Here is a 12,969-nt window from a genome sequence, read left to right on the forward strand (position 1 = left end):
GCCTATGTTCCGTAGAAACAAGTTATTTTTTTGGACAGCTGAAATTTTACTATTAACTCTTATTTTCTACCTTTGGAGAGAGATGGGAGCGATTGTCACACCTTTTGTGATGGTAGCTAATACCATTATGATTCCATTTTTGCTCGGAGGATTTTTCTATTACCTGACAAATCCCATCGTAACATTTTTAGAAAAGAAATGTAAAATCAATCGTTTGATAGGTGTGCTCATCACTCTTTGTGCCTTGATTGGTACAATAGTAGTAGGGGTAGTCTACCTGCTACCGATTTTGATCAATCAGTTGACAAGTTTGATTATTTCTAGCCAGAATATCTATAGCCGCTTGCAAGATTTGATATATGATTTATCAATGAATCCAATCTTTCAAAATATTGATATTCAAAAAACCATTCAACAGTTGAATTTATCTTACGTTGATATTTTACAAAATATTCTCAACAGTGTGAGCAATAGTTTAGGCAGCGTTCTTTCAGCCTTGTTTAGTACTGTTTTGATTCTCATTATGACACCAGTCTTTTTGATTTATTTCTTGCTTGATGGTCATAAGTTCCTCCCGATGTTGGAACGAACAGTCCTAAAACATGATAAATTAAACTTCTCCAGTCTCTTGAAGAATTTGAACGCCACTGTCGCACGTTATATCAGTGGAATTGCGATTGATGCTGTCATTATCGGATGTTTAGCCTATATTGGATACAGTACGATTGGGTTGAAATATGCTCTAGTCTTTGCCATTTTTTCTGGTTTGGCAAATCTGATTCCCTATGTTGGACCAAGTATCGGTCTGATTCCTATGATTATTGCCAATGTCTTTACTGATCCGCACAGAGTTCTCATTGCAGTAATTTATATGCTGATTATTCAACAAATTGATGGGAATATCCTTTATCCTCGTATCGTTGGAGGAGTCATGAAAGTTCATCCAATCACCATTCTGGTTCTTCTCTTACTTTCTAGCAATATTTATGGTGTTATCGGAATGATTGTAGCAGTACCAACATATTCTATCCTAAAAGAAATTACGAAGTTCTTGGCGAAATTATATGAAAATCATAAAGAAGCCAAAGAAAAAGAACTGGAAAAATCAGAATCAATCTAAAAATCAGGGAGACCTGATTTTTTTGATAAAAAGACTTGAGGTTAGACTGGTCAAAAGTGTTTTAAATGATTCTGTTGGAAAAGAATGGGAAATTATGAGATTTAGAATAATTCACAAAATGTGTGTAAAACACTTGCAATTTAGCTGAAATTTGATAAAATAGTAAGGAAAGTTAGACTGTATTGCCTACTGTCTATCTATAAAATATATTTTATTGGAGGCTTTTACTCAAATGGCAAAAGAAAAATACGATCGTAGTAAACCACACGTTAACATTGGTACTATCGGACACGTTGACCACGGTAAAACTACCCTAACTGCAGCTATCACAACTGTTTTGGCACGTCGCTTGCCTTCAGCAGTTAACCAACCTAAAGACTATGCGTCTATCGATGCTGCTCCAGAAGAACGCGAACGCGGTATCACTATCAACACTGCGCACGTTGAGTACGAAACTGAAAAACGTCACTACGCTCACATCGACGCTCCAGGACACGCGGACTACGTTAAAAACATGATCACTGGTGCCGCTCAAATGGACGGAGCTATCCTTGTAGTAGCTTCAACTGATGGACCAATGCCACAAACTCGTGAGCACATCCTTCTTTCACGTCAGGTTGGTGTTAAACACCTTATCGTCTTCATGAACAAAATTGACTTGGTAGACGACGAAGAATTGCTTGAATTGGTTGAAATGGAAATCCGTGACCTCTTGTCAGAATACGACTTCCCAGGTGACGATCTTCCAGTTATCCAAGGTTCAGCTCTTAAAGCTCTTGAAGGTGACTCTAAGTACGAAGACATCATCATGGAATTGATGAACACTGTTGATGAGTACATCCCAGAACCAGAACGTGACACAGACAAACCATTGCTTCTTCCAGTCGAAGACGTATTCTCAATCACTGGACGTGGTACAGTTGCTTCAGGACGTATCGACCGTGGTACTGTTCGTGTTAACGACGAAATCGAAATCGTTGGTATCAAAGAAGAAACTCAAAAAGCAGTTGTTACTGGTGTTGAAATGTTCCGTAAACAACTTGACGAAGGTCTTGCCGGAGATAACGTAGGTGTCCTTCTTCGTGGTGTTCAACGTGACGAAATCGAACGTGGACAAGTTATCGCTAAACCAGGTTCAATCAACCCACACACTAAATTTAAAGGTGAAGTCTACATCCTTACTAAAGAAGAAGGTGGACGTCACACTCCATTCTTCAACAACTACCGTCCACAATTCTACTTCCGTACTACTGACGTTACAGGTTCAATCGAACTTCCAGCAGGTACTGAAATGGTAATGCCTGGTGATAACGTGACTATCGACGTTGAGTTGATCCACCCAATCGCCGTAGAACAAGGTACTACATTCTCTATCCGTGAGGGTGGACGTACTGTTGGTTCAGGTATGGTTACAGAAATCGAAGCTTAATTCGATTTAGTTCCCAGAAGAACAATTATTTAAGTCAGACACTAAAAGAATCTTGCTTTGCAAGGTTCTTTTTTTTTGTGATGGAATTATTTTAGAAGGCTTTCTAGTATAGCGATATGATAGATTTTTTGGTATAATAAAAGTTATGGAAATTGAAAAAACCAATCGCATGAATGCGCTTTTTGAATTTTATGCTGCGCTTTTGACAGATAAGCAGATGAATTATATTGAACTCTACTATGCAGATGATTACAGTCTTGCTGAGATTGCTGAAGAGTTCGGTGTTAGTCGTCAAGCTGTTTACGACAATATCAAGCGGACAGAAAAGATTTTGGAAGACTATGAGATGAAATTACACATGTACTCAGACTACATTGTCCGCAGTCAGATTTTTGACCAGATCTTGGAGCAGTATCCCAAGGATGATTTTCTGCAGGAGCAGATAGAAATTTTAACAAGTATTGACAATCGGGAGTAATCATGGGCAGTCTAGTTATTTATCAAGGATTACCTTGCAAACTATTAGCCGCAGAGGAACCATTTCCTACTCGACTACAGATTATCTCGCCCAATGATATCTCCAAAGCTATGAAAATAGGTTTTAGCTGTTGGGGATATCCAAATGAAATCATGAAAGAAATCACACCCGAAGAACTTGAGTGTTTGCAACATTTCGGACGATTTCCACTGAATTGAGTAAATAGGAGAAAAAAATGGCATTTGAAAGTTTAACAGAACGTTTACAGAACGTTTTTAAAAATCTACGTAAAAAAGGAAAAATCTCTGAGGCGGATGTCCAAGAAGCGACTAAAGAGATTCGTCTGGCCTTGCTTGAAGCCGACGTTGCTTTGCCAGTTGTAAAGGACTTTATCAAGAAGGTTCGTGAACGCGCAGTCGGACACGAGGTCATTGATACCCTTAATCCAGCACAACAGATTATCAAAATTGTTGATGAGGAACTGACAGCTGTTTTAGGTTCTGATACGGCAGAAATTATCAAGTCACCTAAGATTCCAACCATTATCATGATGGTCGGTTTGCAAGGGGCTGGTAAAACAACCTTTGCTGGTAAGCTAGCCAACAAACTCAAGAAGGAAGAAAATGCTCGTCCTTTGATGATTGCGGCGGATATCTATCGTCCAGCAGCCATCGATCAGTTGAAAACACTTGGACAACAAATTGATGTTCCTGTCTTTGCACTTGGAACAGAAGTGCCAGCTGTTGAGATTGTTCGCCAAGGTTTGGAGCAAGCGCAGGCCAATCACAACGACTATGTCTTGATTGATACGGCAGGTCGTTTGCAAATTGATGAGCTCCTCATGAATGAGCTTCGTGACGTGAAAGCATTGGCTCAACCAAACGAAATTCTGCTCGTAGTTGATGCCATGATTGGTCAAGAAGCGGCCAATGTTGCCCGTGAGTTTAATGCTCAGTTAGAAGTGACTGGGGTTATCCTTACCAAGATTGATGGGGATACACGTGGCGGTGCTGCTTTGTCCGTTCGCCATATCACTGGTAAACCTATCAAGTTCACTGGTACGGGTGAAAAGATCACGGATATTGAAACCTTCCACCCAGACCGTATGTCTAGCCGTATCCTTGGTATGGGGGATATGCTCACTTTGATTGAGAAAGCTTCTCAGGAATACGATGAACAAAAAGCCCTTGAAATGGCTGAGAAGATGCGTGAAAACACCTTTGATTTCAATGATTTCATCGATCAATTGGATCAGGTGCAAAACATGGGGCCAATGGAAGATTTGCTCAAGATGATTCCAGGTATGGCCAACAATCCAGCCCTTCAAAATATGAAGGTGGATGAGCGCCAGATTGCTCGTAAACGTGCTATCGTGTCTTCCATGACACCTGAAGAACGTGAAAATCCTGATCTGTTGAATCCAAGTCGTCGTCGTCGTATCGCTGCAGGTTCTGGAAATACCTTTGTCGAAGTCAATAAATTCATCAAAGACTTTAACCAGGCCAAACAGCTCATGCAAGGTGTCATGTCTGGGGATATGAACAAGATGATGAAGCAGATGGGCATCAATCCAAATAACCTTCCAAAAAATATGCCAAATATGGGAGGAATGGATATGTCTGCCCTTGAAGGCATGATGGGGCAAGGTGGTATGCCTGACTTGTCAGCTCTTGGAGGAGCAGGAATGCCAGATATGAGCCAGATGTTCGGTGGAGGTCTCAAAGGTAAAATCGGTGAATTTGCCATGAAACAGTCTATGAAACGCATGGCGAATAAAATGAAAAAAGCTAAGAAAAAACGCAAATAAAAAGGGAAGCAGAAGTGCTTTCCTTTTTTATATAAAATATGTACTTTCTATGATTAGGTAATTTTCTTAATCAAAAATTACTAAATAGAAAGAGAGATTTCAAACCCTTGCATCCATTCGGATTCTACTGTGATTTCGATTTTTAAAGCATCTGCTAATTGTTTGACCAGATAGAGACCCATGCCTGTCGATTTTTTCCTTGTCTCACCTGAATCACCTGTAAATCCTTTTTCAAAGATATGAGGGAGGTCGCAAGCTTTAACTCCGCAGCCATTATCCCTAATAATCAGACTTGTGCGCCCCTTATCCTTTGACATAGAAATACTGAGTTCGGGCTTGTCAGAGCTATATTTAAGGGCGTTGGCGAGGATTTGAGAGAGGATAAATTCAAAACTGCGTTGATCAGTGTAGCAGGTTCCTTGTATATTTTCTAGCTGAATCGTAAAATTCTTTTCTTTGAGCAAGGGATCAAAGTTTTCCAAAAGATCTTGGATACATTCTTTTAGGTCAAGGTCTTCAAATAGAAAATCATTTTTCTCACTTTTTACCCTGTAGTAGAATAGGATCTGCGATACATTTTCTTGGATTTGATTTTTCACATAGTCCAACTTAAAAGCTGTATCCTTCGGCAGCTGGTCACTTTGATTATCCAAAAGGAGGGAAAGAAGCGATAGAGGGAGTTTAATCTCATGCGCCCATTTTTCAACATAGTCCTCGTATTCGGCTAGTAATGAGTTGAGCTTTCCTATTTCAGCCTGCTTTTGATAAAGTGTATCTGCCATTTGTTCAATGCTTTCTTTCTCTGAGGCACTTGATAAATGCAATAATTCAAGCTCAGTATCGATCTTAGGATTGGCTATAAAGGATTTATAGGCAGCGGATTTTTTTCTTTCTTTTCTTATCAGTAGGAATGATAGGATGAAAAAGAGCAGGACGGTGGCTAAAATATAGAGAAGGAAGAGGGATTGAAACATTCTCACATCTGAGAGCCAAAGCAGGACAGCTGTAAATAGATCAAATGCTAAGAGAACAAGTAACCAAGGTAGGTAAGTAGCTAGATATTTTAGATTATGTTTCATCTGGACTTACCTCTTCTAGCTTGTAACCAATACCTCTAACGGACTTGACTTGAAGGGCAATACCAGCCTGTTTCATCACCTTTTTTAGCCTTGCAATGTTTACTTGTAGGGCATTTTCATCGATAAACTCAGTTGTATTCCACAGTTTCATGCTTAGTTCTTCTTTTGTGACGACAGAATCAGTTGCCACTAATAAGGTTTCTAACAATTTCCCTTGATTTTGAGGGAGTAAAATCGAATGTCCGTTGATATAAAGGGTATAGGTCTGTCTATCCAGCAGGAAATTATCTTTTTCAAGCAAATTTTGTCTGCCTTCATAGCGTTTCAAGATATTTTCTATACGAGCCAAGAATCTTTCTTTCTTGAAAGGTTTTGTTAAGTACTCGTCAGCCCCTAATTTTAGGGCGTAAATCTCATCTTTTAGTTGTTCACGGGAGGTGAGAACCAATATGGGCACAGAGCGTTTGGACTTGAGATTTTTACAAATTTGAAAACCTGTTTCTCCCGGCAAATTCAAATCCAGTATGATTAGATCCGTATCGTATTGCAGCACTTGCTGGCTTGTATCTTTGAAGTCTGTCAACTTATCAACTTGATACCCCGCTTTCTCTAACAAGATGACAATTTCATCTCGAATCAAGGCTTCATCTTCAATAACCAGAATATGCTTCATATCGGTTCCTCCTTTTCCTATTTTATTCTACCTTATTCTACCTTATTCTACCTTATTCTACCTTATTCTACCTTATTCTACCTTATTCATCTCTTTTGGGTTCCATTAAGGACAATAAGTACTTGTTGCTATTCTTCTTTACAATTCTGATATAGATGACTTCAAATCCAGCTAAGAGCAGTACTATCAGCATGGCTGTGATAAATTTCTGCCCCATGACCATTCTTGCACTAGCTGGTACTATTCCTGTGAGGAGGGAGCTCACACCGAAGCTACTACTGATAAGGGCAAGGGCTATTGGCAGACCGAAATACCAGTTAACTTGCTTTTCTGACGATTTACAAAGAGTTTCATAGTTGGCTCCGAGATGGATTAAGGTTTGGTATCGTCTGTAAGATTGTCTCTGCCCCATCAAAAATTGAACGCCGATGATTGTATTTGCCACGACAAGGAAGATGATAGCCAGATAGATGGTGATATAGCTGGCAGAGATAATGTAAAATAATTGTCTTCCCATATTTTGTATATAGCTTTCATAGCCAAGAGAGGTTTGATTTAGCTTTTCATTGGTATCTGAGATAGCTCTCATCAGGCCTTTTTCCTTGACCAGCTCAGGAGCCAAGATACCGCTGACATAGTTCGAATACTGACCATCTGTATAGTTCATAAAGGTTTCATCTGGGACTATGAGAGCGACAGAGAGGGTTATTTCACGATCCGTTACAATTGGTAAAGACTGTACTTCGCCAATCAATTTTACATCATTTCCCATGACTTTGATTTGAGGGGTTGCTTTCAGAACAGAGTTGACGAGATTCTCATCTGGGAGAAAATCTTTCCCCATATACAAGTAGGCTTCCTTGCTAGTTAATTCTAGAGGAGGGAGATTGGCAGCCTTTCTAAGTTCATTGTATTCGGAAACTGGTATGAGGTGGGAAGTAGTAGACTGTTTAAATTTTTGGAGCAAAATTTCCTTGTTCTTGCTGCCTTTTTGCTTTTTCAACTCCTTGATGACCTCTTCGAAGGACACGGACTTGTGTTCTTTAGGTTTGCCTACTTTGATTTGCAGAATCTTTGAAAACTGTGATACTAGTCCGGCAGCTTCAAGCTCTTTTTTTACTGTATTTACATCAAGATTTTCATCTGTTTCCTGCTTGCTATCTCTAAATGTATAATCCAATACGTGGGGTTGATTGCCTGAATTGCCACTTGAAATGGCCACACCTGCTCCAAAGAGGCACAAGGCAGAGAAGATTAAGAGGGAGCATATAGCCAGTATAGTTGAGCGCTGGATAACTAATTCCTGAATCTGTCTAAAATTATAGGCATGAAGTTTTCGATTGTTTCCAAGCTTGACCAAAAAGTCTATAAACAAACGCATACCAAAGAAGAGGAGGATAGTTCCTAGAGTCCCCAAGAGAACGGTGATGCCCATGGATATGACACTCTCCCAAGCTCGTCCACTCATACCCAAGTAATAGGCTGTTCCTAGAAGTAAGATTCCGAGGACGGAAGCAAGAAGGTACACACCCTTGGGGAGTAGTTTCTTCATCCCAGAAGGCGAATAGGATAGCAGGTTTCCGATTTCCATATTGGCCGTCTTTGCACTTAAAAGGACAAAAACAGCTAATTTTACGGCTAGGAAGCCGATGACTGTATAGAGTAGAGCTGTGGTAGATAGAGAAAATTGATGTTCAATAATCCCTAGTCCCACAATTTTAGCGGTTATTAGGCTAATCAATTCTGAAATTAAGATGGAAATAGGAAGGCCTATTCCAAGGGCAAGGATACTGTTTCTCAAATCCTCGAGCAGAAGTAGCAAGAACAGTTTGCTTCTTCGCATTCCCAGTGTGAGATAGACACCAAATTCATGTTTCCTCCTTTCCATCTGCATACTACTTGCGAAGTAGACTAGAAAAAAGAGAATAAAGAGCGTTGCTACATAAAGAATAGGAATCATGCTAAAGAGTTTATCTACAGCATGACTCTCTATTTGTTTTAGAAAGAGCATCACATCTTGATGAGACAAAGAAAGGATGATGTAAAAGGAGATGATGGAAAGAACCATGGAACTGAAATACAAGCCATTATTCTTTCGATTTCTCTTGCTATTTCTTGAGACTAATTTAGAAAACATTGCCATCACCTCCAGCTAGCGCTGCCATGACCTTTAGTATTCTGTGGTAAAAATCTTCTTGACTTTCTCTTGGATAATCGCGTCGGATTTCATGGAAGAGTTTTCCGTCTTGGATAAACAAGATGCGGTTGCAAAAGCTGGCTGCAACGGAGTCGTGGGTCACCATGAGAATGGTGGTTTCTTCCACTTGATTCATTTCGGATAATTTTTGCATCAAAATGGTTGCGTTTTTTGAATCCAAAGCTCCTGTGGGCTCATCCGCAAATACAATCTTAGGGTCTAAAATCAAAGCACGCGCAGCAGCTACCCTTTGACGTTGACCACCCGATAATTGAGATGGGAACTTATCCAGAAGTTCAGAAATATCCAGATATTGGGAAAGCAATTCTAACCGAACCTTGCTTTCGTTGGCATCGACCTTGTGCAAAGATAAGGGGAGTAAAATATTTTCTTTGGCTGTCAGATTGTCCAAAAGCTCAAAATTCTGAAAGAGGTAGCCGATTTCCTTACCACGATAATCAGCTAACTGACTACCTTTTAACTGACCTAAATCCTTTTCTTGCATTTGAATGGAACCGTCAGTTGGCTTGATGATAGTAGCGAGACAGTTAAGAAGGGTTGTTTTCCCAGATCCACTACTCCCCATAATCCCTAAGAACTCGCCTTTGACAACTTGAAAAGATATGCCGTTCAAGGCTTTGGTGATATTCGGCTCTTTTCCATAATGCTTTGTTAATGATTCTACTCGTAAAATTGTTTCCATGTGAAACACCTCCATCTTTTGTTACTTTTATTATAGTATGAATCAGAGTAGAATAACACTTACGGATGATGTAAGAAATCTTTATCGCTGACTTTTATAGTCAGGTTATTGGACTTATACTTACTATATTATAGCATGGTTTTAGGGATTTAAAAAGAGGAGTAGGAGGCTGTGGGACTTCCTACTACCTTGAAACCATTGAATTTCAAAATTGAAAGAAAAACCACTGAAGCAGTGAGATTCAGTGGTTTTACATATTACCAAAAGGAAAACTATTCAAACTCAATAATTACCATAGCATATTTGTTCCTAAGGAGGGGATAAAATTGAGTTTGGGTAAATTGATGAAGAAATTCCGTGAACTACGGAGAATCACTCAAAAAGCATTAGGAGACAGAACGCATTTAGATGATGTTAGAATCAGACAATATGAGCTTGATATTCGCACTCCTAAAGATGATGTCTTAGAAAATATTTCCGCTGCACTCCATGTAAATAAAGATTATCTGAAAGAACCTGCCTTTCCGTACACGGAGCATGACCTTATGCGATTTTTATTTAAGTTGGATGACAGTATTGAGGTTAATATAAGACAGGTTATTATGAATGACGAAGATCTCGGATATACTATTACAGGTATATATTTCGGCAGTGAAGCTATTTTGAGAATACGAATTATGCTTGAAGATTGGAAGAAAATAAAACAGAAGTATGAAAACAACGAAATCACAAAAGAAGGCTTGCAGGATTGGAAGGCAAACTCCCCTGACAGTCTGAAAAAAGATTATGTTCCCTTTGAGGAAAGCAATGTAAAATTATATAAAAGCGGAATAAATGCCAAACTTCCACCGGATTTAAAATAAGCACAGAAAAAGCACATAGCTGAAAGATTTTACAATCTTAAAGTTATGTGCTTTTTATAATATGACTATTCAATTAACTTAATTAAATCTATCTTCAATTAACCTGATTGCATTCTTAATAAAACTAATTAAATTATCTAATTTATTATCATTATACCCATAGTATTCACCGATAGGATATGGAGGTTCAAGCATATACATTTGTTCGATTCTATATTTTTTCATATTTTCATCCAACCATTTTTTCATCTCTTTTACATTGTCTATTGAAGATTCTTCATCCTCAAGATTTTTATAATAAATTGAAGGATAATCCTTATTTAGTTCCCATGTTCCCTTACCATTCTTATTATAGCTTCCATTAAAGTATTTTGGTACAGGCATCATATTTGAGAATGAATACATTAAATCAAAATATCTATTAAATAATGATTCCAAATCACTATACCCGTTAAAAATTTCATCTAAATGAAGATATACAAGTCTTAGTAATTTTTCTTGTTCAAGATTACTAACATTATGATTTAATAAAATTAATTTTGCTCTACAAAAATCCAAAAAAGGAATGAAAGCATTAAATATTGTATCTGCCGATTCCGGAATATTTTCACCATATAATTTTTTATATGCTTCTTTTACTAATTCTGAAGAGTCGATTTCTGTGGTAGGAAGAATCCTATACATAATAGCTAATTTAATACCATTCTCAATTTTTAATGCTGGATTAACAATTGGTATGAGATTGGTAAGATTATTTTTCACAATATCCATTTATATTTACCTCCCAAAATTTAGTTTGTGTCACTCACTACTTCCACAAAAGCCTCCCACCAAAATGATGGAAGGCTTTCTAAACTATTAACCTAAATTCAACAACTCCCTTTCAGACCTGCTTTTTCTTGTTTTCAGTATCAAAACAGTATCATTTAGAGAATTTTACTACATCAAAATTGCTCAATCCCCTGTGTTTTCAAGCGTTTCGTAACAGTAACATATTTGCTTCTGTTACTCCCACTCAACGGTTGCTGGTGGTTTACTTGTAATATCGTAGACGATACGGTTAACGTGGTCTACTTCGTTTACGATACGTACAGAGATTTTTTGAAGGACTTCCCAAGGGATCTTGGCAAAATCAGCTGTCATACCATCGATAGAAGTGATAGCGCGAATGGCAATGGTGTAGTCATATGTACGACCGTCACCCATAACACCTACTGAACGAACGCCAGTGTTAACAGTGAAGTATTGCCAGATATCACGGTCAAGACCTGCTTTAGCAATTTCTTCACGAAGGATGGCATCCGACTCACGAACAGTTTCAAGTTTTTCCTCAGTGATTTCGCCCATGACACGGATAGCAAGCCCTGGTCCTGGGAATGGTTGGCGCCATACGATGTGGTCTGGCATACCAAGCTCTGTACCAAGGGCACGAACTTCGTCCTTGTAAAGAGTGTTGAGTGGTTCGATGAGTTCAAACTGCATGTCTTCTGGAAGACCACCAACATTGTGGTGTGATTTGATGGTTTGAGCAGTATCTGTACCAGACTCAATCACGTCAGTGTAAAGCGTTCCCTGAGCAAGGAATTTTACATCTTTGAGCTTGCTTGCTTCGTCATCAAAGACATAAACAAACTCGTTACCGATGATTTTACGTTTTTGTTCAGGGTCAGAAACGCCGGCAAGTTTATCAAGGAAGCGTTTTGAAGCATCAGCTTTGACAATATTCAAACCAAACTTACCACCAAGCATGTCCATAACTTGGTCAGCCTCTCCCTTACGAAGAAGACCGTGGTCTACAAAGATACAGATTAATTGATCACCGATTGCTTTTTGAAGAAGAACTCCAACAACAGAAGAGTCAACACCACCTGATAGGCCGAGAAGAACGCGCTTGTCACCTACAGTTTCACGGATTTTCTTGATCTGCATATCGATAAAGTTGTCCATTGACCAGTCACCTTTAGCTTTACAGATTTTAAGGGCAAAGTTGCGAAGGATATCATTCCCGTATACAGAATGGCGAACTTCTGGGTGGAATTGGATACCATAGATGTGCTTATCAGGGTTTTCAATAGCTGCATAAGGACAGTCAGCAGAAGTTCCAGTACGAACGAAATCAGCTGGAATCTCTGTAACAGCATCGCCATGGCTCATCAAAACAATCTGTTCTTCAGGAGTCCCTTCAAAGAGGGCAGAAGTGGTATGGGTAAGTGGTGATTGGCCATACTCACGGTTACCAGCATCACCCGCAGGGACAACTTTTCCTCCAAGTTTATGAGTTAAAAGTTGCATACCGTAGCAGATTCCCAAAATTGGAATACCAAGTTCAAAAATTTCTGGGTCAATATCAAATGAACCATCTTCATATACAGAGTTTGGTCCACCAGAGAGGATAATTCCTACAGGGTTTATCGCACGAACCTCTGCGGCTGAGATTTTGTGACTTTTTAGCTCTGAAAAAACACCAATCTCACGGATACGGCGTGAAATCAGCTGGTTGTATTGGCTACCATAGTCCAGCACGATGATTTTTTCGACATCTTGCAAATCAGTTGAAATGTTGCTCATCTTTTTCCTTTCTCAAAAGAAATATCTTTTTCAATATTTTATCACAAATAGG

The 12,969-nt window shown here is 38.9% G+C and carries 12 protein-coding genes; 6 read left to right on the top strand and 6 right to left on the bottom strand.

Going from position 1 to position 12,969, the window contains the following annotated elements; translation table 11 throughout:
* Window positions 1-4 precede the first annotated feature (4 nt).
* The 5 genes from FQT28_RS04245 (at window position 5) to ffh (ending at window position 4,834) form a co-directional block, all read left to right on the top strand.
* Window positions 5-1,120, top strand: a complete 1,116-nt coding sequence (locus FQT28_RS04245; RefSeq protein ID WP_143989520.1) for an AI-2E family transporter — start codon at window positions 5-7, stop codon at window positions 1,118-1,120.
* Window positions 1,121-1,352: 232 nt separating this feature from the next.
* Window positions 1,353-2,549: an elongation factor Tu gene (tuf, locus tag FQT28_RS04250; protein ID WP_001040719.1), complete on the top strand. Its 1,197-nt coding sequence runs from the start codon at window positions 1,353-1,355 to the stop codon at window positions 2,547-2,549.
* Between the two features lie 145 nt (window positions 2,550-2,694).
* Window positions 2,695-3,027 (top strand): putative DNA-binding protein, encoded by a 333-nt coding sequence (locus FQT28_RS04255; RefSeq protein ID WP_000402061.1) that lies wholly within the window; start codon window positions 2,695-2,697, stop codon window positions 3,025-3,027.
* A gap of 2 nt (window positions 3,028-3,029) precedes the next feature.
* Window positions 3,030-3,245: a hypothetical protein gene (locus FQT28_RS10085; protein WP_000535217.1), complete on the top strand. Its 216-nt coding sequence runs from the start codon at window positions 3,030-3,032 to the stop codon at window positions 3,243-3,245.
* Between the two features lie 17 nt (window positions 3,246-3,262).
* Window positions 3,263-4,834 (top strand): signal recognition particle protein, encoded by a 1,572-nt coding sequence (gene ffh / locus FQT28_RS04265; RefSeq protein ID WP_000863612.1) that lies wholly within the window; start codon window positions 3,263-3,265, stop codon window positions 4,832-4,834.
* An 80-nt stretch (window positions 4,835-4,914) separates the two neighbouring features.
* Here ffh and FQT28_RS04270 read toward each other — a convergent pair whose 3' ends face one another.
* From FQT28_RS04270 to FQT28_RS04285, 4 genes are all read right to left on the bottom strand, one after another.
* Window positions 4,915-5,913 carry a sensor histidine kinase gene (locus FQT28_RS04270; RefSeq protein WP_143989521.1) on the bottom strand — a complete coding sequence of 333 codons (999 nt, stop codon included), beginning with the start codon at window positions 5,911-5,913 and terminating at the stop codon, window positions 4,915-4,917.
* Complete coding sequence (locus FQT28_RS04275; protein WP_143989522.1) at window positions 5,903-6,586, bottom strand: response regulator transcription factor; 684 nt, start codon at window positions 6,584-6,586, stop codon at window positions 5,903-5,905. Before FQT28_RS04275 ends, FQT28_RS04270 begins: the two co-directional genes overlap by 11 nt.
* Before the next feature lie 82 nt (window positions 6,587-6,668).
* On the bottom strand, window positions 6,669-8,723 hold the full coding sequence (locus tag FQT28_RS04280; protein WP_143989523.1) for an FtsX-like permease family protein: 2,055 nt from the start codon (window positions 8,721-8,723) through the stop codon (window positions 6,669-6,671).
* The gene (locus tag FQT28_RS04285; RefSeq protein ID WP_125395040.1) at window positions 8,713-9,486 is read right to left on the bottom strand and encodes an ABC transporter ATP-binding protein; all 774 of its coding nucleotides are present in this window, start codon (window positions 9,484-9,486) and stop codon (window positions 8,713-8,715) included. Before FQT28_RS04285 ends, FQT28_RS04280 begins: the two co-directional genes overlap by 11 nt.
* A gap of 326 nt (window positions 9,487-9,812) precedes the next feature.
* Between FQT28_RS04285 and FQT28_RS04290 the strand changes: the two genes are divergently transcribed.
* Entirely contained in the window at window positions 9,813-10,349 is a 537-nt protein-coding gene (locus tag FQT28_RS04290; RefSeq protein ID WP_143989524.1) for a helix-turn-helix domain-containing protein, read from the top strand.
* Window positions 10,350-10,427: 78 nt separating this feature from the next.
* On the opposite strand, the gene FQT28_RS04295 is transcribed toward FQT28_RS04290, so the two are convergent.
* Both FQT28_RS04295 and guaA read right to left on the bottom strand, forming a co-directional pair.
* The gene (locus FQT28_RS04295) at window positions 10,428-11,120 is read right to left on the bottom strand and encodes a hypothetical protein (protein ID WP_143989525.1); all 693 of its coding nucleotides are present in this window, start codon (window positions 11,118-11,120) and stop codon (window positions 10,428-10,430) included.
* 234 nt (window positions 11,121-11,354) lie between these two features.
* Window positions 11,355-12,917 carry a glutamine-hydrolyzing GMP synthase gene (guaA, locus tag FQT28_RS04300; protein WP_000065696.1) on the bottom strand — a complete coding sequence of 521 codons (1,563 nt, stop codon included), beginning with the start codon at window positions 12,915-12,917 and terminating at the stop codon, window positions 11,355-11,357.
* Window positions 12,918-12,969 lie beyond the last annotated feature (52 nt).

The organism is Streptococcus oralis (genome assembly GCF_901543815.1).
Taxonomy (GTDB): domain Bacteria; phylum Bacillota; class Bacilli; order Lactobacillales; family Streptococcaceae; genus Streptococcus; species Streptococcus oralis_CM.